The sequence below is a fragment of the Pantoea sp. 1.19 genome (assembly GCF_001922585.1).
In the GTDB taxonomy this organism is placed as follows: domain Bacteria; phylum Pseudomonadota; class Gammaproteobacteria; order Enterobacterales; family Enterobacteriaceae; genus 1-19.
In genome coordinates, this window is sequence record NZ_MRBS01000010.1 from 66,487 (window position 1) to 87,409 (window position 20,923).

Sequence of the window (20,923 nt, forward strand, 5' to 3'; positions counted from 1 at the left end):
TTCACTCGACGGACGACACGCAATAAGGGATGACATTGATGAGGACTTCGCTAGCCGCACAGCTACAACAAGGGATTAACTTCCGCGATTTAGGCGGGCTGGTGATGCAGGATGGTCGCCGCATTCGCCCCAACTGTCTGTTTCGCTCCGGTGCGCTGAATGAGCTGAGCGATGCGGACCTTGCGCTGCTGGCGACGCTACCGGACGCCGCCGTAATCGATTATCGCGATCGCCGCGAAAGCGACCTGCATCCGGATCGTCTCTGGGCCACGGCCCGCTACTATCCTGTCGCGGCTAACCCGCACGGTGCGCAGGTCAGCGCCAGCCTGGATACCCTGGTGGGCGAGGCGATGGAAAATTTTGATGCCGACGCCTTTATGCGCGAGCTGTACACGTTGCTTCCGTTCAACAATCCCGCCTATCAACAGCTGGCCGCGCTGCTGCGCGACCCGCATACGCCAACGATTATTCAGCACTGCGCGGTGGGAAAAGATCGTACCGGTATCGGCGTGGCGCTGGTGCTGTTTGCCCTTGGCGCGACGTATGACACCGTCCTGCAAGACTACCTGCTAACCCAGAATGCGTTGGCACCGTTCCGCGATCGGCTGTTAACCCGGTTTCACGATCGGCTGAACGCACAGGCGCGGGCAAAGCTGCTGGTCGTGTTATCCGTGCAGCCGGACTGCCTGCGGGCGGCGCTCGATGAAATTATCCGCCGCTACGCTACCCCGGCGGCGTGGCTGGCGGAGGAGTATCAGCTGGATGCGGCGGCCTGCGCCCGCCTGCGCGATCGCTTTTTGGAAGGGTGATCGCATCCCGGCGCGACGCGTTGGCGGAACCCCCTGCGGTGATGGGCATCTCTGGACATTTATACAGTTCAGTTTTACCTTTTGCCTGATTATCACGGTGATACGGGGAAAGGGTGATGGAAAGTATGCTGGCAGGAATCCTGCTCAGTGGCGTCGTGGGCGCGATGCTGGGTGGGATCATTGCTCATCTGCGTGCCCGGCAGCGTGCCGAAGTGACCCAGCGCGAGCTGCACGCCTCGCTGGCGGCGGCGCGTGAAAAGTTGCTGCACTTTGATCACTGGCGGAATGAAAGCGAGCAGCTGAGTCGCGAGTTGCGTAATCAGCTGGACGTCAACAGCGCGCAGGAAGCGGAGCTGCGTGAGGTGACCATCCGGCTGGAAGAGACCCGCATGGCGGCGGAAGAGAAGCAGCGCTTGCTGATGAACAGTGAACAGCGGCTGCAGGCGCAGTTTGAAAATCTGGCGAACCGCATTTTTGAACAAAGTGGTCGTCGCGTTGATGAGCAAAACCGTCAGAGCCTGCAGGGCCTCCTGACTCCCCTGCGCGATCAGCTCGATGGCTTTCGCAAACATATCCAGGACAGCTTTGGCCAGGAAGCGCGCGAGCGTCACACCCTGGCACACGAAATCCGCCAGCTGCAGCAGCTGAATACGCGCATGGCGCAGGAGGCGCTTAATCTGACCAATGCGCTGAAAGGCGACAATAAAACGCAGGGCAACTGGGGGGAGGTGGTACTCAGCCGGGTGCTGGAAGCCTCCGGGCTGCGAGAGGGGCATGAGTATGAGACTCAGGTCAGTATCCACAGCGAACGTCAGGGGCGCATGCAACCGGATGTGATCGTGCGCTTGCCGCAGGGAAAAGACGTGGTGGTGGATGCCAAAATGGTGCTGGTGGCGTATGAGCGCTATTTTAACGCCAGCGATGAGACGATGCGCCAGCTGGCGCTGGATGAACATATCGCCGCCATTCGCAGCCATATTCGCCAGCTGGGACGGAAAGATTATCATCAGTTGCCCGGCTTACGGTCGCTGGATTATGTGTTGATGTTTATCCCTGTTGAGCCGGCGTTTCTGCTGGCTATCGATCGGCAGCCGGAGCTTATCAGCGAAGCTCTGCGACACAATATTATGCTGGTCAGCCCAACGACGCTGCTGGTGGCATTACGCACGATTAATAACGTCTGGCGCTATGAACATCAAAGCCGAAACGCGCAGCGCATTGCTGACCGGGCGGCCAGGCTCTATGACAAAATGCGCCTGTTTGTGGATGACATGTCCGGGGTAGGCCAGCAGCTTGATAAGGCGCAGGAAAGCTATCGTCAGGCAATGAAAAAGCTGGCTGAAGGACGCGGTAACCTGATTGCACAGACTGAAGCCTTTCGTCATTTGGGGGTGGAGATTAAGCGGCCAATCAATCCCCAACTGGTCGGGAAGGCAATGCCGGAAAATGCACTGGATGAGGAAACCTCCGCGGAGGATTACCCTCCGGCTCCCTCGCGCTGGGGAGGCGACTGAACCGACGGCCGCGGCCGGATACGCCCGGCCAGAGATGGCAGCGCGATCGCAGGCTTCAAGGTGTCTGTGATACCCGACTCTGATACACTTGAGCCAGAACTGAATCGAGAACAGGCAGAAATCATGGCAGATGAATCCAAAGATACCACGCACTTCGGCTTTCGCACCGTTGCGAAGAGTGAGAAAGCCGACATGGTGGCAGATGTTTTTCACTCCGTAGCAGCAAAGTATGACCTGATGAACGATCTGATGTCGTTTGGCATCCATCGCGTCTGGAAGCGTTACACCATCGATTGCAGCGGCGTCCGCCGCGGCCAGCGCGTGCTCGATCTTGCCGGCGGGACCGGCGATCTGACGGCGAAATTCTCCCGGCTGGTGGGCGAGACCGGTGAAGTGGTGCTGGCTGACATCAACAGCTCGATGCTGAAGATGGGGCGTGAGAAGCTGCGTAATCTGGGCATCGTAGGCAACGTCAACTACGTGCAGGCCAACGCTGAGGCCCTGCCTTTCCCGGACGATCATTTTGACTGCATTACCATCTCGTTTGGCCTGCGCAACGTGACCGAGAAAGAGAAGGCGCTGGCCTCGATGTTCCGCGTGCTGAAGCCGGGTGGCCGTTTGCTGGTGCTGGAGTTCTCAAAACCCCTGCTGGAACCGTTGAGCAAAGCCTACGATACCTATTCATTTCATATTCTGCCGCGCATTGGCGAACTGGTGGCGAAGGACGCTGATAGCTATCGCTATCTGGCCGAATCGATTCGAATGCATCCGGACCAGGAGACGCTGAAGGGCATGATGGAAAACGTGGGCTTTGAAAATACCACCTACACCAACATGACCGGCGGAATCGTGGCGCTGCATCGCGGTTTCAAATTCTAACGGGAGTGGTTATGACCCTACCACCGCTGGCTGTGGCCGCGATGGAGACCGCGCTGAATGCGGTGCTGTATCGCGATCGCAGCCTGAAAGCAGCGCGTCAGCGGCTAAACGGCAAAGTACTGGCCGTGACGCTGCGGGAGCTGGAACAGCCGCTGGTGCTGGTGTTCAGCGAACGGCAGCTCGATGTGCTTACCCACTGGGCCGACATGCCGGACTGTACGGTAACAACCCGTCTCTCCGTGCTGCCGCAGCTGCGGGATCGGCAGCAGCTGACCGCCCTGATCCGCAGCGGCGATCTGGACGTCAGCGGTGATTTGCAGGTGGTACAGCAGTTCAGTGCGCTGATCGATCAGGCTGAGTGCGATCCTGCAGAGTACCTGGCTCCATGGACCGGCGACGTGCTGGCCGAAAGCCTCAGCCAGGGCGCGCGCCGCGCCGTTGGCTGGGTACGGCGGCAGCTGCAACATAAGCAGCATGATCTTAGCGAGGCATTAACCGAAGAGTGGCGGCTGGCACCCGGTTCACTGGAGCTGGCCTGGTTCCATGACGAAGTTGATGCGGCCGCCAGTACGCTGCGTCAGTTGGAAGCGCGACTGGACAAGATGGAGTCATCATGACACTCGGAGAATTACGGCGCCTGTACTTTATTATTCACGTTTTTCTCAGCTACGGGCTGGACGAGCTGATCCCCAAAATGCGCATTACCCTGCCGCTCCGACTGTGGCGCAAGTGCGTCTTTTGGATGCCGAACCGGCATAAGTCGCAGCCGCTTGGCGAACGGATTCGTCTGGCTCTGGAGCAGCTCGGGCCGGTATGGATCAAGTTTGGTCAGATGATGTCGACCCGTCGCGATCTGTTTCCTCCCGTGATTGCCGATCAGCTGGCGATGTTGCAGGACCGCGTCGCGCCCTTTGACGGCCAGAAAGCCCGCCAGCAGATTGAGCTGTCACTGGGTGGCCCACTGGAAGAGTGGTTTGATGATTTTAATATTAAACCGCTGGCGTCGGCGTCGATTGCTCAGGTGCATACCGCCACGCTGAAAGAGAACGGCAAGGAAGTGGTGCTAAAGGTGATCCGCCCGGATATCCTGCCGGTTATCAAAGCGGACATGCGGCTGATTTTTCGCCTGGCACGCTGGATGGCGCGCTGGATGCCGGACGGTCGTCGCCTGCGGCCGGTGGAAGTGGTTGCGGATTATGAAAAAACTTTGCTGGACGAGCTCAATTTGCTGCGCGAAGCAGCTAATGCGATTCAGCTGCGCCGCAACTTTGAAAACAGCAACATGCTGTATGTGCCCGAGGTCTATTCCGATTACGGCAGCGAGTCGCTGCTGGTGATGGAGCGCATTTACGGTATTCCGATTGCCGACGTCGCAACGCTTGAGCAGCACGGCGTCAACATGAAGGTGCTGGCGGAGCGAGGGGTGCAGGTGTTCTTTACCCAAGTGTTTCGCGATAGCTTCTTCCATGCCGATATGCACCCTGGCAATATCTTTGTGAGCTACGAGCACCCGGAAGATCCGCAGTATATCGGCATTGATTGCGGCATCGTCGGTTCGCTAAACAAAGAGGATAAGCGCTATCTGGCCGAAAACTTTATCGCCTTTTTCAATCGCGATTACCGCAAGGTGGCTGAGCTGCACGTCGACTCCGGCTGGGTGCCGCCCGACACGAACGTAGAAGACTTTGAGTTTGCCATCCGCACGGTTTGTGAACCTATTTTTGAAAAGCCACTGGCGGAAATTTCGTTTGGTCACGTGCTACTGAACCTGTTCAATACTGCGCGGCGCTTCAATATGGAAGTCCAGCCGCAGCTGGTTCTGCTGCAGAAGACGCTGCTGTATGTGGAGGGCGTAGGGCGGCAGCTCTATCCGCAGCTCGATTTATGGAAAACCGCGAAACCTTTCCTTGAAAGTTGGATCAAAGATCAGGTCGGCATACCGGCCATTGTCCGGGCGCTGAAAGAGAAAGCCCCCTACTGGGCAGAGAAGCTGCCGGAGCTGCCGGAGTTGTTTTACGATAGCCTCAGGCAGCATCGTCAGCTTCAGCACAGCGTCGATCGCCTGGTGCAGGACATGCGGCACCATCGCCAACAGCAGGGACAGTCGCGCTATCTTTTTGGCGTTGGGGCAACCTTGCTGGTTAGCGCCACGCTGTTGCTCATTACGCATGCCGCCAGCGAGTGGTTATCTGCTGGCATGATGGCGGCCGGTGTGGTCAGCTGGATTATTGGCTGGCGCAGGACAAACTGATTGTCAGCCCCGGGTTAACAGGGTTAAATGACGGTGCGGGCCGTAGCCTTTGCCGATGGCAGGGGCGGCACCGATCTCTCACAGATTGACTATTTTAGAGGCGAAACCATGGGCGGTATCAGTATTTGGCAACTGTTAATCATTGCCGTGATCGTTGTTCTCCTGTTTGGTACCAATAAGCTGCGCACGCTCGGATCGGATCTCGGTTCATCCATCAAGGGCTTTAAAAAAGCGATGAGCGACGATGAGACAAAAGAGAAATCTGCGCAGGATGACGCTGATTTTCAAACGAAAACGCTGGCGGATACGCAGCACAGCGACGTGAAAAAAGACGACGCAAAGAGCAACAAAGAGCAGGTGTAAACCGTGTTCGATATTGGATTTAGTGAACTGCTGCTGGTGTTTATCATTGGTTTGGTGGTGTTGGGGCCGCAGCGTCTGCCCGTCGCGGTCAAAACCGTCATGGGCTGGATCCGTGCGATGCGTTCTCTGGCGTCGTCGGTGCAGCACGAGCTGTCGCAAGAGCTTAAGCTGCAAGAGTTGCAGGACAGCCTGCGCAAAGTGGAGCAGGCGAGCAAAGCGTCGCTCTCGCCTGAGCTGAAGGCGTCGATGGATGAGCTGAAAAGTGCAGCGGATGAACTGAAGCGCGGCTACCGTAGCGACGATGAAAAAGCGGATGATGAGGCTCACACCCTACATCACCCGCAGCCGGAGGCGTCATCCGCGGCTCAGACCAGTGTGACGCCGGCCAGGGCCGATCGGCAGTCCTCTGCCTCCGCTCAGGTGCCGGATGCGGTGCAGGTGCGTACTCAGCCAGCAGAATCTCGCGTGGATGCCGCGCCGACCTCCCCGCTCCCGCCGCGGGATAGTGCGGCGACAGACGTGGTTCCCGTTCCCTCCTCTACCAGTGATAAGACCTAATCATGGCTGTTGAAGATACCCAACCGCTCATCAGCCATCTGATTGAGCTGCGCAAGCGCCTGCTGCATTGCATCATTGCCGTGGTCGCAATATTCGCCTGTCTGGTGTATTTCGCTAACGACATCTATCAACTGATTTCCGCACCGCTGATTAAGCAGCTGCCGGTTGGGGCGAGTATGATCGCCACCGACGTGGCTTCGCCGTTCTTCACGCCGATCAAGCTGACGATGATTGTCTCGGTGTTTGTTGCCGTGCCAGTGATTTTGTATCAGGTGTGGGCTTTTGTTGCGCCGGCGCTGTATCGCCATGAGCGTCGGTTAGTGGTGCCGCTGTTGATCTCCAGTTCGCTGCTGTTTTATATCGGCATGGCGTTTGCCTATTTCATCGTCTTTCCGCTGGCGTTTGGTTTTTTTGCTAAAACGGCGCCGCAGGGTGTGTTGATTGCCACCGATATTAATAACTATCTCGACTTCGTCATGGCGCTGTTTATGGCCTTTGGCGTCTCCTTTGAAGTCCCGGTCGCGATAGTGCTGCTCTGCTGGACTGGGATTACCAACCCGGACGATCTGCGTAAGAAACGTCCCTACGTGCTGGTCGGTGCCTTCGTGGTGGGGATGCTGTTAACTCCGCCCGATGTCTTCTCGCAAACCCTGCTGGCGATCCCCATGTACTGCCTGTTCGAAGTGGGGATCTTCTTCTCGCGCTTCTACGTAGGCCAGCGACGTGCATCGCCGGATCCCGATCGGCAGGAAGAGTAGGAGAGGGTCGGGAATGCTCTGAATCTGTATGCCAACGGAAGCAAAGTGGTAACGGGTTATGGTATTAGGTAGTCAGGTGCGGGCGATACTGCGCAACGCTCACTAAACCGTTCCCTGCTCGCGATTTCTCGCGAGACACCACCATAAACCGCCCGCAGGGGCGGTTATCGTTTGGAAAGAAGCATGTTTGATATCGGCGTAAACCTGACAAGTACCCAATTTGCTAAAGACCGAAAACAGGTCGTCCGGCGGGCAAAAGATGCCGGACTGAGCGGCCTGTTAATAACCGGCACCAGCGCACTGGAGAGCCAGCAGGCCCGCAGTCTGGCCGAGGAGCAGGCGGGATACTGCTGGTCAACGGCCGGAGTCCATCCGCACTATGCCAGTGAATGGTCAGCGGACACCGAAGCCACGCTACGCCGGCTGATTGCCCGTCCGGAAGTGGTGGCAATTGGCGAATGCGGCCTGGATTTTAATCGCAATATTTCGCCGCCTGAGCAGCAGGCGTGGGCTTTTAACGCGCAGTTGAAGCTGGCGGCCGAGTGCGGTGCGCCGGTATTTTTGCATTGCCGCGACGCCCACGATCGGTTTATGGCCCTTCTGACGCCGTGGCTGGAGGCTCTGTCGGGCGCCGTGCTGCACTGTTTTACCGGTACTCGCGAAGAGCTGGAAGCCTGCCTGGCCGCGGGGCTGTCGATCGGCATTACCGGCTGGGTGTGCGATGAGCGGCGCGGATTTGCGCTGCGTGAGTTACTGCCGCTGATCCCTGCCGATCGGCTATTGCTGGAAACCGATGCCCCTTATCTGTTGCCCCGGGATATGCGGCCACGACCGCCTTCCCGTCGTAACGAACCCTGTTTTCTGCCGCACATCGTGCAGCAGGTCGCCCTCTGGCGAGGCGAGGACCCGCACTGGCTGGCGCAGAAAACGGATGACAATGCTCGCCGTCTGTTTCGGCTGAGCGCGCCAGGCGCGGAGCACTGCGACCTGGCACCCTAACCAGGAGATTGACCATGAGCTATACATTCCCGGGCGCATTTCCCGGCCGTCGTCTGCGCCGCGTGCGCCGTCATGATTTCAGCCGCCGTCTGGTCGCAGAGCATCAGCTGACGGTGAATGATCTGATCTATCCGGTTTTCGTGATGGAGGGGAGTCAGCAGCAGCAGGCGGTGCCCTCCATGCCGGGCGTTAATCGTATGACGATTGATGTACTGCTCAAAGAGGCGGAAGCGCTGGCTAAGCTCGGCGTGCCGGTACTGTCACTGTTTCCGGTGATCGAAAGCGATAAAAAATCGCTGCATGCCGAAGAGGCCTGGAATCCGGACGGTCTGGTGCAGCGCGCGGTGCGGGCGCTGAAAGACGCCGTGCCAGAACTGGGGCTGCTGACCGACGTTGCGCTGGATCCCTATACCACCCACGGTCAGGACGGCGTGATTGATCAGGATGGCTATGTGATTAACGATATCACCAAAGAGATTCTGGTCCGCCAGGCTCTCTCCCATGCTGAAGCCGGGGCGGAGATCATTGCGCCCAGCGACATGATGGATGGACGCATCGGCGCTATTCGCGATCGCCTCGAGCAGGAGAATCTGGTCAACACGCAGATCATGGCCTACTCGGCAAAATATGCCTCCTGCTACTATGGCCCGTTCCGCGATGCTATCGGTTCAGCCGGTAATTTAAAAAGCGGCAACAAAATGACCTATCAGATGGACCCGGCCAACAGTGATGAAGCGCTGCAGGAAATTGCCCAGGATCTGCAGGAAGGGGCTGATATGGTGATGGTCAAGCCCGGAATGCCGTATCTCGACGTTATTCGCCGGGTGAAAGATACCTTTGGCGTGCCGACGTTTGCCTACCAGGTGTCCGGCGAGTATGCGATGCACATGGCGGCCATTCAGAACGGCTGGCTGGCAGAAAAACCGGCGGTCATGGAATCCCTGCTGTGCTTCAAGCGCGCCGGTGCGAATGGCATCCTGACGTATTTTTCCAAGCAGGTTGCGCAGTGGCTACATGATGAGAAGATGAGCCGCTAACCGAACCGGTAGGGCGGAACGCGCGAAAGTGCGCGCGGCTTCGCCCGGTCGGACAACGGCGCCGTTTTACAGGCGGGTAAACTGGCGGTTATCGATGCTGCGCACCACCGGTTTATTCAACAGGTTGAGCAGCAGCATTGAGCGGGCTTCCCCATCGGGTTCAGTAAATATCGCCTGCAGGCCCTCAAACGTTCCCTCGGTAATCATCACGGTATCACCCGGTTGCGGGACCTCCGGGTCGGTCAGGGAGGCGAATACCTCACTGCGCAGCGCGCTGATGACGTCTTCGGGCACCGTGGCCGGCAAATGCCCAAAGCGAACAAAGTGGCTGACGCCGCGGGTCGCGCTGATGGTCGTGGTGTGGATCGCTTCCGGATCGAACCGAACAAACAGATAATTGGGAAACAGCGGCTCACTGACGGTTAAGCGTTTACCGCGCACCATTTTTTCTATCGCGATCGTCGGGCTCAGGCAGTCAACCGCCTGACGCTCGAGGTGCTCGCTTGCGCGCTGTATTTGACCGCGTTTGCAGTACAGTAGATACCAGGCTTCCATCTCTTATCATTTCCGGGAGTGTGGGCGTTTACCGACTCGCCCTTGCAAAAAGTCAGCATATCAAAGCGGCGAAATCTCTGCTACATAGCGGCATCGCCATTTCACATCTCACTCGCGTTAGCGATCCTGACCGCCTGCCACGAGACATCGTTGGCCGATGCCGCTGCTTATAAAGCGATACCGGCGGTGTGATATGTGAGCGTTTTACGCCAAAGCCGCTGGTCACCTTCGCCGTGATGCAGAACATGGACGGGATAATCTACCGCTTTATCTCCTGATCAGTTCGCCTGATCTGCCTGTGGTTGTCGGTGAGTGGAATGATCCGGATCGTGCGCCGGAGGTACTGAAAACACGCGGCGTGCCGCCCTGGCGTTGTATTTTTTTGCCGGGATGCGGTAATAGATGAAAAGGTCTCTTTGACCGGGCTGATGCTGTCTGACGCCGTGCGGCGAAAAATGTTTATTCCCAGCGCATAGCGAAACGACCGGGGATGAGCGGTCTGTTAGCAGGTCGTGTAAAAAGGTCTGGCGCAGAGAGCAGGATGGCGGCCTGGCCGCTGGGGATAGGCTATGAGCCGGATTATCGCGTAACGTCCGCCGTACTCTTTACGCCGTCCGGGGATAAGCTGGATCATTGCAGGGGGTTACGCAGGGAGAGATGTGGTAATAATCCGGATATAACAGATTTTCTCACAGGTTAGGCCCGTCTCGGCGGCGGAGGAGGGGATTATCTTCTGAACGGGAGTAAAAAGCAGGGAGTGCCAGGCAAGTCGCGCTGCCATTCGGCTGATTTATCCTCAGGCATATCCTCATCCGTCAAACCGCCCTATAATGTTTCTCTTTCTGGCCGTGTTGATGATCCGTATGAAATACCGCGATTTACGTGACTTTATCACTCAACTTGAGGCACTCGGTGAACTCAAGCGTATAACTCAGCCCATTGATCCCTGCCTGGAGATGACGGAGATTGCCGACCGGACGCTACGGGCCGGCGGTCCGGCACTGCTGTTCGAGAATCCCAAAGGCTACCAAATGCCGGTGTTGTGCAACCTGTTTGGTACCCCAAAGCGCGTCGCGCTGGGCATGGGGCAACAGGAAGTCAGCGCACTGCGTGACGTTGGCAAGCTGCTGGCTTTCCTCAAAGAGCCGGAACCACCGCGCGGTTTCCGCGATCTGTTCGATAAGATGCCGCAGTTTAAGCAGGTACTGAACATGCCGACGAAGCGGCTGCGTTCAGCGCCTTGTCAGGAGCAGGTATGGCAGGGTGACGAAGTGGATTTGTCACGTATCCCGGTAATGAAGTGCTGGCCAGAAGATGCGGCACCGCTGATAACCTGGGGACTCACTGTGACCCGCGGGCCGGATAAAGAACGGCAGAACCTGGGGATCTATCGCCAGCAGGTGATCGGCAAAAATAAGGTGATCATGCGCTGGCTGTCGCATCGCGGCGGCGCGCTGGATTTTCAGGAGTGGTGCCAGAAGCATCCGGGCGAGCGTTTTCCGGTGGCGGTGGCGCTCGGTGCCGATCCGGCGACCATCCTCGGCGCGGTGACGCCGGTGCCGGACTCGCTGTCAGAGTATGCTTTTGCCGGATTGCTGCGCGGCCATAAAACCGAAGTGGTAAAATGTCTGGCGAGCGATCTGGAAGTGCCGGCCAGCGCTGAAATCGTGCTGGAGGGATATATCGAGCCCGGAGAGCTGGCACCGGAGGGGCCCTACGGCGATCATACCGGTTACTATAATGAAATTGACCACTTCCCGGTGTTCACTGTCACCCACGTGACTCAGCGGCGTGATGCGCTGTATCACTCGACCTATACCGGACGTCCACCCGATGAGCCGGCGGTGCTGGGCGTCGCGCTGAACGAAGTGTTCGTGCCGATCCTGCAAAAGCAGTTTCCGGAAATCGTTGATTTCTATCTCCCGCCTGAGGGATGCTCTTATCGCCTGGCGGTGGTGACCATTAAGAAACAGTATCCCGGCCACGCCAAGCGCGTGATGATGGGCGTCTGGTCATTTCTGCGGCAGTTTATGTACACCAAATTTGTTATTGTCTGTGATGACGATGTGAATGCCCGGGACTGGAATGACGTGATCTGGGCAATCACCACCCGTATGGATCCGGCACGTGATACGGTGATGGTTGAAAATACCCCCATCGATTACCTCGATTTTGCTTCCCCGGTTTCCGGGCTGGGGTCGAAAATGGGGCTGGATGCGACCAATAAATGGCAGGGTGAAACGCAGCGTGAATGGGGACGGCCGATCAAGAAAGATCCGGATGTGGTCGCCCGCGTTGATGCTCTGTGGGATGAGCTGGCCATTTTTACTGACCAAACGCCGCGCAGAAGTTAAGCTGGGCGATGACATAAGACGACCCGACAGAGGGAACGCATGACAACATTAAGCTGTAAAGTCACCTCCGTGGAGGCCATTACTGATACCGTGTACCGCGTACGCCTGGTGCCGGCAGCCGATTTTCAGTTTCGCGCTGGTCAGTATCTGATGGTGGTAATGGATGAACGCGATAAGCGGCCGTTTTCACTGGCTTCAACGCCGATGGAACCGGATATTATTGAGCTGCATATTGGTGCCTCTGATCTTAACCTCTATGCGATGGCGGTCATGGAGCGGATTCAACAGCAGCGCGAAATCACCGTCGATATTCCGCACGGTGATGCCTGGTTTCGCGAAGAAAACAGCGAGCCGCTGGTGCTGATTGCCGGCGGTACCGGCTTCTCCTATGTGCGCTCAATCCTGCTGACCGCGCTGGCGCAGCAGCCGCATCGCGACATCGCCCTTTACTGGGGTGGGCGCGAGCTGAAGCATCTTTACGATCTGGAAGAGCTGGAGGCGCTGGCCGTTCGGCACCCCAACCTGAAGATCCATCCGGTGGTCGAGCAGCCGGAAGAGGGGTGGCAGGGGCGGACCGGCACGGTGTTAACCGCCGTATTACAGGATTATGCTTCCCTTGCCGGCCACGATATCTATATTGCCGGACGTTTTGAAATGGCAAAAATTGCCCGCGAGCGCTTTGTGGCGGAGCGCGGTGCAGAAGCATCCCGCATGTTTGGTGATGCGTTTGCCTTTATCTGATTCGCTCCGTGCTGACGCCCGCCCCAAAGGGGGCGGGTTACTTACCATGTCGTCTTCTACTTCAATGTATGGATTACACCCGCTCAAAGACCGTGGCGATCCCCTGTCCGAGGCCTATGCACATCGTGGCCACGCCAAAGTGCGCATCCTGACGCGCCATCAGCTTGAGCAGGGTAGTACTGATGCGCGCCCCCGAGCATCCCAGCGGGTGGCCCAGCGCGATTGCACCGCCATTCAGATTGACCTTCTCATCGAGCTGGTCCAGCAGACCAAGGTCTTTAATGCAGGGCAACGTTTGTGCGGCAAAGGCTTCATTCAGCTCGAACAGCTGAATATCGTTAACCGTTAAACCCGCACGCTGCAGGGCCAGTCGGGTTGCCGGGACCGGACCGTATCCCATGATGGACGGATCGCAACCGGCAACGGCCATCGCGCGAATGCGTGCAAGCGGCGTCAGTCCCAGCGCGCGCGCGCGGGATTCGCTCATCACCAGCATCGCCGCCGCTCCGTCAGACAGCGCCGAAGAACTGCCCGCCGTAACCGTCCCCTGAGCGGGATCAAATGCCGGGCGCAGCGTGGCGAGACTCTCCACCGTGGTCTCCGGACGGATAACTTCATCAATCTCAATGCGGGTCAGTACACCCTCGCTATCGTGACCGGCAATCGGGGCGATTTCATCACGGAAGTGGCCGGCCTGAGTGGCCGCCCAGGCGCGCTGGTGAGAACGGGCAGCAAAGGCATCCTGCTGCGCGCGGCTGATACCGTGCATCCGCGCCAGCATCTCGGCGGTCAGCCCCATCATCCCGGCGGCTTTGGCCACCGTGCGGCCCAGCCCCGGATGAAAGTCAACGCCGTGACTCATCGGCACGTGTCCCATATGCTCAACGCCGCCAATCAGGCAGGCATGGGCGTCACCGGTCATAATGGTGCGGGCGGCATCGTGCAGCGCCTGCATTGACGAACCACACAGGCGGTTTACGGTAGTCGCCGGGACGGTATGGGGGATCTCGGCCAGCAGTGCCGCATTGCGGGCGATATTAAATCCCTGCTCCAGCGTCTGCTGCACGCAGCCCCAGTAAATATCATCCAGCGCTGATTCTTGCAGCGACGGATTACGATTCAGCAGAGTACGCATCACGTGTGCAGAGAGATCTTCCGCACGGACATGACGGAACGCACCGCCTTTAGAACGGCCCATAGGCGTACGGATGGCATCAACAATCACTACGTTTTCCATAATGGCTCCTTACGCCGTTTTCAATTTATGTTCAGCAATCGCCGCAACGGCGGGATACCAGCTTTCACCGCTTTCTGCGCGGGTATGCAGTGACGCTGGCAGCGTATACAGCGGACCCAGATCGCGATAACCGGCGGCGCGGGCGGCAAATGCGGTGCTACCCTGCGTATCCAGCCAGCGGAACACGCCGCCGCGGAACGGTGGGAAACCGAGTCCATACACCAGTGCCATATCGGCTTCGGCCGGGGTATCAATGATCTGCTCTTCCAGGCAGCGGATCACCTCGTTGACCATTGGGATCATCATGCGATCGATAATTTCCTGGTCGGTAAATACCCTGCGGGGAGCGCTGACCGCGGCCAGCAGGCCATCGATCTCGCCGTCGGCAGTTTTACTGGCTTTGCCTTTGCGGTCTTTTTCCCAACGCCAGAAGCCACGCTGATTTTTTTGACCGTAGCGCCCGGCGTCGTACAGCACATCAATGGCGTCGCGGAACGTTTTTTTCATGCGCTCGGGATAGCCGTCGGCCATGACGCTTTGTGCATGGTGAGCCGTATCAATACCCACCACGTCCAGCAGCTGAGCCGGTCCCATCGGCCAGCCAAACTGTTTCTCCATCACCTTATCGATCTGGCGGAAATCCGCCCCATCGTGCAGCAGCTGGCTGAAGGCGGCAAAATAGGGAAACAGTACGCGATTGACGAAAAAGCCCGGACAGTCGCGCACCACGATCGGTGTTTTCCCCATCTGACTGGCCCATGCCACCACTTTGGCAATGGTCGCGTCTGCAGTCTTCTCGCCGCGGATCACTTCTACCAGTGGCATACGCGGCACCGGATTAAAGAAGTGCATGCCGCAAAAGTTCTCCGGTCGCGTCAGCGATTGCGCCAGCCAGCTAATCGGAATGGTGGAGGTATTGGAGGCGAGGATGGCATCGGAGCGCAGGTAACCTTCGGTTTCGGCCAGAACGCTGCTTTTAACTTTCGGATTTTCCACTACGGCTTCGACCACCACATCGGCCCGCTCGAATCCGGCGTAGTCCAACGTGGGCTGAATGGCGCTTAACACCGTAGCCATCTTCAGGGTATCCAGTTTGCCGCGCGTAACTTGCTTATTTAACAGCCCGGCCGCCTCCTGTACGCCTAGCATCAGGGCTTTCTCACTGATGTCTTTCATCAGTACTGGCACCCCTTTCACCGCAGACTGATAGGCGATCCCTCCCCCCATGATACCGGCACCCAGCACCGCCGCCTGCTTAGGCGCATCGACCGTCTGAGCGACTTTTTTCGCTTTGCTTTTCACCGCCTGATCATTGAGGAAAATGCCAACCAGCGCGCGGGCCACATCAGAGTGGGCCAGTGGCACAAACGCGGCCGTTTCCAGCGCCAGAGCATCATCGCGGCCCAGACCGGCGGCGGCCTCAATGGCGTTTACTGCGGTAACGGGAGCAGGATAATGTTTCCCTGCCGTTTGCATCACCATCGCTTTGGCGGTGGTGAAGCTCATCGCCGCTTCAATTTTATTCAGCTTTAGCGGCTGCAGCTTACGTTGACGTTTGGCGCGCCAGTCGAGTTTGCCATCTATCGCCTGTTGCAGCAGGCGCAGCGCGCCAGTGCGCAGCCCATCGTTCTCCACCACGGCATCCACCAGGCCGATCGCCAGTGCGCGTGCGGCATCGATATCCTTCCCCGCCGCAATAATTTCCAGCGCGCTGTCACAGCCCAGCAGGCGCGGCAAGCGAACAGAGCCGCCAAACCCCGGCATAATGCCAAGTTTGGTTTCAGGCAGCCCCATTCGCGCGTCCGGCGAGGCGATACGGTAATCCGTGGCCAGTATGCATTCGCAACCGCCGCCAAGCGCGTAGCCGTTCACGGCGGACACCGTCGGCACCGGCAGGTCCTCAAGGCGATTGAAGATCCGGTTAGCAAACTGCAGCCACGCCGTCAGCTGTGCTTGCGGTGCCGCAAACAGGGATAAAAACTCGGTAATGTCTGCGCCCACAATAAAGGCGGGTTTGCGCGAGCTCAGCAGCACGCCGCGCAGATCGGTCTGACGTTCCAGCACCGCAACGGCTTCGCCGAGTGCGGCAACAGTGGCGGTATCAAGCTTGTTGACCGAACCTGCGGCGTTGAAAGTGAGCTCAGCGATACCGTCGCTTAGCCAGTCCAGAGAAAGGTTATCGCCTTGGTAGAGCATGTCTGTCTCCTGAGATGCGGGGGTAACTGGTCTTACCAGATAATCAGGAGTGTGGGAGCAATGTGATCTATTTGCAAATGAGACGTTACTGAAATGCAAACGGGATCACAGCGGAGGCGGATCGGCAGCCCGCCTGCGCCTGTGCTAAGATGCGCTAAATCGATTTCGACTGAGGAGTGGAGTTATGGATTCGCTGGTTTCGTTATTTCAGTCTCACCTTGCTACGCTGCAACAACGGGCACAGCAGGCGCTGGGGCGAGCACAGCTTGATGCGATGCTGATTCATTCCGGCGAGCTGATGACGGTATTTATGGATGACCACCACTATCCCTTTAAGGTTAATCCGCAATTTAAAGCGTGGGTACCGGTCACGCAGGTACCGAACTGCTGGCTGTGGATTGACGGCATTAACAAGCCGAAGCTGTGGTTTTGGTCGCCGAATGATTACTGGCACAAAGTGACGCCGCTGCCGAAAAGTTTTTGGACCGAAGCGGTAGAGGTGGTCGCACTGCGCGATGTGGCCGATTTGATGGCACAACTGCCGGCCCAGCGTCAGCGTGTGGCCTACATTGGCCCATCCGCATCGCGTGCCGCGCAGCTGGATATCCCCGCAGGTAATGTAAATCCTCAGGCCCTGATCAACTACCTCGATTATCACCGTGCGTTTAAAACGGATTATGAGTTGTTTTGCATGCGGGAGGCGCAAAAAATCGCCGTCGCCGGGCACCGTGCGGCGAAAGAGGCATTTCGCTCCGGAATGAGCGAGTTTGATATCAATCTTGCTTATCTCACCGCAACCGGTCATCGCGACACCGATGTGCCCTACAGCAATATTGTCGCGCTCAATGAGCACGCGGCTATCCTGCATTATACAGAGCTGGAGCAGCAGCCGCCGGCGGATAAGCGCAGCTTTCTGCTGGACGCGGGGGCGGAATACCATGGCTATGCGGCGGATCTTACCCGAACGTATGCCGCACACAGCGACGGTGAGTTTGCCAGCCTGGTGAAGGCGATGCAGGCTGAGGAGCAGGCGCTGATTGGTACGATAAAAGCCGGGGTTCGCTATACCGAGTACCATGAGCAGATGCATCATCGGCTGGCAAAGATCCTGAAAAAACACGATCTGCTGCGGGACATGAGCGAAGAGGCCATGGTGAAAGAGAACCTGACCGGGCCGTTTATGCCACATGGTCTGGGGCATCCGCTGGGGCTGCAAGTGCACGATGTGGGTGGATTCATGCAGGATGATAGCGGAACCCACCTCGCTGCGCCCGCGCAGTATCCCTGGCTGCGCTGCACCCGGGTAATGGCACCGCGGATGGTGATGACGATTGAGCCCGGGCTCTATTTTATTGAGTCGCTGCTGGCGCCCTGGCGTGAGGGCGCTTTTGCGCGACACTTTAACTGGCAGAAAATTGACAGCCTGAAGCCGTTTGGCGGCATACGCATTGAAGATAATGTCGTGATTCACGCCGGCCGGGTGGAGAATATGACCCGCGATCTGCATCTGGCATGAGTGACGGTTGGGACATTCCAGCTGCGGCGGTGAGCGTCAGCGAGGAAATTAAAAAGAGTCGCTTTATCACCCTGTTAGCCCATACCGATGGGGTTGATGCGGCGCGCAGCTGGATTCAGTCGATCAAAGCGGCGCATCCGCAGGCTCGTCATCACTGTTGGGCTTTTGTCGCCGGTGCGCCCGATGATTCCCAGCAGTTGGGATTTTCCGATGACGGTGAGCCGGCAGGCACCGCCGGTAAGCCGATTCTGGCGCAGCTGCAGGGTGCCGAAATCGGTGAAATCAGCGCGGTAGTGGTTCGCTATTATGGCGGTATCCAACTGGGCACCGGCGGGCTGGTGAAAGCCTACGGCGGGGGGGTACAGCAGGCGCTGAGGCAGCTCACTCGCGCTCAGCGGGTGCCCATGCGCTATTTTCGGCTGTGCTGCGATTATGCGCAGTTAAGCCTGGTTGAAGGGCTGGTCGCGCGCTGTGCCGGTAAGGTAATGGAGAGTGACTTTCAGTCGCAAATCACCCTGACACTGGCGCTGCCGTACGCGGAAATTGCGGCCTTTTCCCGCCAGTTAGCCGATGGCAGTCGTGGGGGATTGCAGCTGCAGCCTCTGGATGTCGTGTAATTAATAAGGAACCGGAAGATGCTGCGGCTGCGTCCCATTACCCGTATTGTCGGTCTGCTAATTATTCTCTTTTCGGGCACGATGATGGTGCCCGGTTTGGTGGCGCTCATTTACCGTGATGGCGCCGGACGGGCATTCAGCCAGACGTTTTTGATGGCGTTGCTGATCGGTGCCTTGCTGTGGTGGCCCAATCGTAAACAGAAAGGAGAGCTGAAGCCGCGAGAAGGCTTTCTGATTGTGGTGCTATTCTGGGTCGTGCTGGGCAGCGTGGGGGCAATGCCCTTTATTTTCTCAGAGCAGCCTAATCTGTCAGTGACCGATGCATTCTTTGAATCCTTCTCGGGGTTGACCACCACCGGTGCCACGGTATTGACCGGACTCGACTCACTGCCGAAAGCGATTCTATTCTATCGTCAGATGCTGCAGTGGTTCGGCGGTATGGGAATCATCGTACTGGCGGTGGCTATTCTGCCCATTCTTGGCGTCGGTGGGATGCAGCTGTACCGCGCAGAGATGCCGGGGCCGCTGAAAGACAATAAGATGCGCCCCCGCATCGCCGAGACGGCAAAAACGCTCTGGTTGATTTACGTGCTGCTGACCGTTGCCTGCGCGGCCGCGCTCTGGGGGGCAGGCATGTCACTTTTTGATGCCATCGGCCACAGCTTCTCCACTATCGCTATCGGCGGCTTTTCAACGCATGATGCCAGCCTTGGTTTTTTCGATAGCCCGGCGATTAACACTATTGTGGCGATCTTTTTATTGATCTCCGGTTGTAACTACGGGCTGCACTTTTCGCTGTTAACCGGCCGAAGCCTGCGGGTGTACACGCGCGATCCGGAGTTTCGCATGTTTATCGGCGTGCAGTTTGCGCTGGTGCTGATTTGTATGCTGGTTCTACTGTATCACCATACCTATGACAGCTTCTGGCAAACGCTGGACCAAACCTTTTTCCAGGTGGTCTCCATGGCGACGACCGCCGGATTCACCTCCGACAGTTTTGCCCACTGGCCGCTGTTCTTACCGATTTTACTGCTCTGCTCCGCGTTTATTGGTGGCTGCGCCGGTTCGACCGGAGGGGGATTAAAAGTGATTCGTATCCTGCTGCTGTTTAAGCAGGGGAACCGCGAACTTAAGCGGTTAGTGCATCCGAATGCGGTGTATACCATTAAGTTGGGTCATCGCGCGCTCAATGAGCGTATCCTTGAAGCCGTGTGGGGATTCTTTTCGGCCTACGCGCTGGTGTTTTTAATTAGCATGCTGGCGATCATTGCGACCGGCGTTGATGACTTCTCCGCGTTTGCCGCTGTGGTGGCTACGCTGAATAATCTCGGGCCGGGGCTGGGTCTGGTGGCCGATAACTTCACTTCGATGAATGATGTGGCGAAATGGGTACTGATTGTTACCATGCTGTTTGGTCGTCTCGAGGTGTTCACGCTGTTAGTACTGTTTACGCCCACATTCTGGCGCGAATAATCAATCAGGAGTTTCGTGAAAACATTAATCCTTTTTTCCAGCCGCGACGGACAAACGCGGGAGATCGCCGCCTTTATTGCTAACGCTTTACGCGAAGAGCACGGTATCGACAGCGATGTCATCAATCTTGCGCGCGGTGAGGCGATGAGCTGGCCCGGTTATGATCGCGTATTGATCGGCGCGTCGATCCGCTACGGGCACTTTGACCCGGCGCTGTTGAAATTTGTCAAACAGCATCTTGCAGCGCTGCAGGCGCGACACAGTGGATTCTTCTCGGTCAATCTTACTGCGCGCAAGCCGGAGAAGCGCACGCCGCAGACCAATGCCTACACGCGCAAGTTTTTACTGAACTCGCCCTGGCAGCCTGACGCCTGTGCGGTCTTCGCCGGTGCGTTGCGCTATCCGCGCTATGGCTGGTTTGACCGCTTTATGATCCAGCTGATCATGCGTATGACCGGCGGTGAGACTGACACAACCAAAGAAGTGGAATACACCGACTGGAGCCAGGTCAGCCGCTTTGCGCAGGAATTTGCCCAGTTAACCAGCAAAACGTCCTAAAAAGAGGCGGTTTGTGGAAAAAGAGAGCGGTTGGGCGTTTTTTTGCAATTAAGGGGTTGCGGCCCGCGGCGAACGCCCTATAATGCGCAACCACTGACACGGCACAACGGCCTCGCGGCGGGTGCGGTGCAGAGGCCCGGGATTCACCGGCGCCGCCGGAGAAAAACTTCTGAAAAAGAGGTTGACTCTGAAGGAGGAAAGCGTAATATGCGCCACCTCGAGTTAGCAAGCGAAAGCGCCTAACTCACTGCTCTTTAACAATTTATCAGACAATCTGTGTGGGCACTCACAGGACAGATATCAAAAGCCTTCGGGCTCAAAAATATCAAGTCTCAAGAGTGAACACGTAATTCATTACGAAGTTTAATTCTTTGAGCATCAAGCTTTTTAATTGAAGAGTTTGATCATGGCTCAGATTGAACGCTGGCGGCAGGCCTAACACATGCAAGTCGAACGGTAGCACAGAGAGCTTGCTCTCGGGTGACGAGTGGCGGACGGGTGAGTAATG

19 protein-coding genes and 1 rRNA gene are annotated in these 20,923 nt (G+C 57.5%); 17 read left to right on the forward strand and 3 right to left on the reverse strand.

Going from position 1 to position 20,923, the window contains the following annotated elements; all coding sequences use genetic code 11:
- The first annotated feature begins 38 nt into the window (after nucleotides 1–38).
- The 10 genes from BS626_RS16305 (at nucleotide 39) to hemB (ending at nucleotide 9,168) form a co-directional block, all read left to right on the forward strand.
- Entirely contained in the window at nucleotides 39–809 is a 771-nt protein-coding gene (locus tag BS626_RS16305) for a tyrosine-protein phosphatase (protein WP_371328510.1), read from the forward strand.
- 116 nt (nucleotides 810–925) lie between these two features.
- On the forward strand, nucleotides 926–2,323 hold the full coding sequence (gene rmuC / locus BS626_RS16310) for a DNA recombination protein RmuC (protein WP_371328511.1): 1,398 nt from the start codon (nucleotides 926–928) through the stop codon (nucleotides 2,321–2,323).
- Between the two features lie 123 nt (nucleotides 2,324–2,446).
- Nucleotides 2,447–3,202, forward strand: coding sequence for a bifunctional demethylmenaquinone methyltransferase/2-methoxy-6-polyprenyl-1,4-benzoquinol methylase UbiE (gene ubiE, locus BS626_RS16315; RefSeq protein ID WP_075183442.1), 756 nt, complete (start codon nucleotides 2,447–2,449; stop codon nucleotides 3,200–3,202).
- A gap of 11 nt (nucleotides 3,203–3,213) precedes the next feature.
- Nucleotides 3,214–3,819 (forward strand): SCP2 domain-containing protein, encoded by a 606-nt coding sequence (locus BS626_RS16320; RefSeq protein WP_075183443.1) that lies wholly within the window; start codon nucleotides 3,214–3,216, stop codon nucleotides 3,817–3,819.
- Entirely contained in the window at nucleotides 3,816–5,453 is a 1,638-nt protein-coding gene (gene ubiB, locus BS626_RS16325) for a ubiquinone biosynthesis regulatory protein kinase UbiB (protein ID WP_075183444.1), read from the forward strand. The genes BS626_RS16320 and ubiB overlap by 4 nt, the downstream gene beginning before the upstream one ends.
- Before the next feature lie 108 nt (nucleotides 5,454–5,561).
- Nucleotides 5,562–5,816 (forward strand): Sec-independent protein translocase subunit TatA, encoded by a 255-nt coding sequence (gene tatA / locus BS626_RS16330; RefSeq protein WP_075183463.1) that lies wholly within the window; start codon nucleotides 5,562–5,564, stop codon nucleotides 5,814–5,816.
- 3 nt (nucleotides 5,817–5,819) lie between these two features.
- On the forward strand, nucleotides 5,820–6,374 hold the full coding sequence (tatB, locus tag BS626_RS16335) for a Sec-independent protein translocase protein TatB (RefSeq protein WP_075183445.1): 555 nt from the start codon (nucleotides 5,820–5,822) through the stop codon (nucleotides 6,372–6,374).
- 2 nt (nucleotides 6,375–6,376) lie between these two features.
- Nucleotides 6,377–7,132, forward strand: coding sequence for a Sec-independent protein translocase subunit TatC (tatC, locus tag BS626_RS16340; protein WP_075183446.1), 756 nt, complete (start codon nucleotides 6,377–6,379; stop codon nucleotides 7,130–7,132).
- A gap of 183 nt (nucleotides 7,133–7,315) precedes the next feature.
- Complete coding sequence (gene tatD, locus BS626_RS16345; RefSeq protein ID WP_075183447.1) at nucleotides 7,316–8,131, forward strand: 3'-5' ssDNA/RNA exonuclease TatD; 816 nt, start codon at nucleotides 7,316–7,318, stop codon at nucleotides 8,129–8,131.
- A gap of 14 nt (nucleotides 8,132–8,145) precedes the next feature.
- Entirely contained in the window at nucleotides 8,146–9,168 is a 1,023-nt protein-coding gene (gene hemB, locus BS626_RS16350; RefSeq protein WP_075183448.1) for a porphobilinogen synthase, read from the forward strand.
- Nucleotides 9,169–9,234: 66 nt separating this feature from the next.
- On the opposite strand, the gene rfaH is transcribed toward hemB, so the two are convergent.
- Nucleotides 9,235–9,723: a transcription/translation regulatory transformer protein RfaH gene (gene rfaH / locus BS626_RS16355; protein ID WP_075183449.1), complete on the reverse strand. Its 489-nt coding sequence runs from the start codon at nucleotides 9,721–9,723 to the stop codon at nucleotides 9,235–9,237.
- An 863-nt stretch (nucleotides 9,724–10,586) separates the two neighbouring features.
- Between rfaH and ubiD the strand changes: the two genes are divergently transcribed.
- Together ubiD and fre are read left to right on the forward strand one after the other, a co-directional pair.
- Entirely contained in the window at nucleotides 10,587–12,077 is a 1,491-nt protein-coding gene (gene ubiD, locus BS626_RS16360; RefSeq protein ID WP_075183464.1) for a 4-hydroxy-3-polyprenylbenzoate decarboxylase, read from the forward strand.
- A gap of 39 nt (nucleotides 12,078–12,116) precedes the next feature.
- The gene (gene fre / locus BS626_RS16365) at nucleotides 12,117–12,818 is read left to right on the forward strand and encodes an NAD(P)H-flavin reductase (protein ID WP_075183450.1); all 702 of its coding nucleotides are present in this window, start codon (nucleotides 12,117–12,119) and stop codon (nucleotides 12,816–12,818) included.
- Between the two features lie 73 nt (nucleotides 12,819–12,891).
- On the opposite strand, the gene fadA is transcribed toward fre, so the two are convergent.
- Both fadA and fadB read right to left on the reverse strand, forming a co-directional pair.
- Nucleotides 12,892–14,055, reverse strand: a complete 1,164-nt coding sequence (gene fadA / locus BS626_RS16370) for an acetyl-CoA C-acyltransferase FadA (RefSeq protein WP_075183451.1) — start codon at nucleotides 14,053–14,055, stop codon at nucleotides 12,892–12,894.
- A 9-nt stretch (nucleotides 14,056–14,064) separates the two neighbouring features.
- On the reverse strand, nucleotides 14,065–16,251 hold the full coding sequence (gene fadB, locus BS626_RS16375) for a fatty acid oxidation complex subunit alpha FadB (protein WP_075183452.1): 2,187 nt from the start codon (nucleotides 16,249–16,251) through the stop codon (nucleotides 14,065–14,067).
- A 184-nt stretch (nucleotides 16,252–16,435) separates the two neighbouring features.
- On the opposite strand from fadB, the gene pepQ reads away from it, so the two are divergent.
- From pepQ to BS626_RS16400, 5 genes are all read left to right on the forward strand, one after another.
- Nucleotides 16,436–17,767, forward strand: a complete 1,332-nt coding sequence (gene pepQ / locus BS626_RS16380) for a Xaa-Pro dipeptidase (RefSeq protein WP_075183453.1) — start codon at nucleotides 16,436–16,438, stop codon at nucleotides 17,765–17,767.
- The gene (locus BS626_RS16385) at nucleotides 17,764–18,384 is read left to right on the forward strand and encodes an IMPACT family protein (protein WP_075183454.1); all 621 of its coding nucleotides are present in this window, start codon (nucleotides 17,764–17,766) and stop codon (nucleotides 18,382–18,384) included. The genes pepQ and BS626_RS16385 overlap by 4 nt, the downstream gene beginning before the upstream one ends.
- Before the next feature lie 21 nt (nucleotides 18,385–18,405).
- Nucleotides 18,406–19,857, forward strand: coding sequence for a Trk system potassium transporter TrkH (trkH, locus tag BS626_RS16390; RefSeq protein WP_139308847.1), 1,452 nt, complete (start codon nucleotides 18,406–18,408; stop codon nucleotides 19,855–19,857).
- A gap of 15 nt (nucleotides 19,858–19,872) precedes the next feature.
- The gene (hemG, locus tag BS626_RS16395; RefSeq protein ID WP_075183456.1) at nucleotides 19,873–20,415 is read left to right on the forward strand and encodes a menaquinone-dependent protoporphyrinogen IX dehydrogenase; all 543 of its coding nucleotides are present in this window, start codon (nucleotides 19,873–19,875) and stop codon (nucleotides 20,413–20,415) included.
- Nucleotides 20,416–20,803: 388 nt separating this feature from the next.
- Nucleotides 20,804–20,923, forward strand: a 16S ribosomal RNA gene (locus BS626_RS16400); the annotation flags it as partial.

Excerpts from the sequence above, each read along its gene's own strand:
- BS626_RS16305 (WP_371328510.1), top strand. The coding sequence starts at position 39 with ATGAGGACTTCGCTAGCCGCACAGCTACAACAAGGGATTAACTTCCGC.
- rmuC (WP_371328511.1), top strand. The coding sequence starts at position 926 with ATGGAAAGTATGCTGGCAGGAATCCTGCTCAGTGGCGTCGTGGGCGCG.
- ubiE (WP_075183442.1), top strand. The coding sequence starts at position 2,447 with ATGGCAGATGAATCCAAAGATACCACGCACTTCGGCTTTCGCACCGTT.
- BS626_RS16320 (WP_075183443.1), top strand. The coding sequence starts at position 3,214 with ATGACCCTACCACCGCTGGCTGTGGCCGCGATGGAGACCGCGCTGAAT.
- ubiB (WP_075183444.1), top strand. The coding sequence starts at position 3,816 with ATGACACTCGGAGAATTACGGCGCCTGTACTTTATTATTCACGTTTTT.
- tatA (WP_075183463.1), top strand. The coding sequence starts at position 5,562 with ATGGGCGGTATCAGTATTTGGCAACTGTTAATCATTGCCGTGATCGTT.
- tatC (WP_075183446.1), top strand. The coding sequence starts at position 6,377 with ATGGCTGTTGAAGATACCCAACCGCTCATCAGCCATCTGATTGAGCTG.
- tatD (WP_075183447.1), top strand. The coding sequence starts at position 7,316 with ATGTTTGATATCGGCGTAAACCTGACAAGTACCCAATTTGCTAAAGAC.
- hemB (WP_075183448.1), top strand. The coding sequence starts at position 8,146 with ATGAGCTATACATTCCCGGGCGCATTTCCCGGCCGTCGTCTGCGCCGC.
- rfaH (WP_075183449.1), bottom strand. The coding sequence starts at position 9,723 with ATGGAAGCCTGGTATCTACTGTACTGCAAACGCGGTCAAATACAGCGC.
- ubiD (WP_075183464.1), top strand. The coding sequence starts at position 10,587 with ATGAAATACCGCGATTTACGTGACTTTATCACTCAACTTGAGGCACTC.
- fre (WP_075183450.1), top strand. The coding sequence starts at position 12,117 with ATGACAACATTAAGCTGTAAAGTCACCTCCGTGGAGGCCATTACTGAT.
- fadA (WP_075183451.1), bottom strand. The coding sequence starts at position 14,055 with ATGGAAAACGTAGTGATTGTTGATGCCATCCGTACGCCTATGGGCCGT.
- fadB (WP_075183452.1), bottom strand. The coding sequence starts at position 16,251 with ATGCTCTACCAAGGCGATAACCTTTCTCTGGACTGGCTAAGCGACGGT.
- pepQ (WP_075183453.1), top strand. The coding sequence starts at position 16,436 with ATGGATTCGCTGGTTTCGTTATTTCAGTCTCACCTTGCTACGCTGCAA.
- BS626_RS16385 (WP_075183454.1), top strand. The coding sequence starts at position 17,764 with ATGAGTGACGGTTGGGACATTCCAGCTGCGGCGGTGAGCGTCAGCGAG.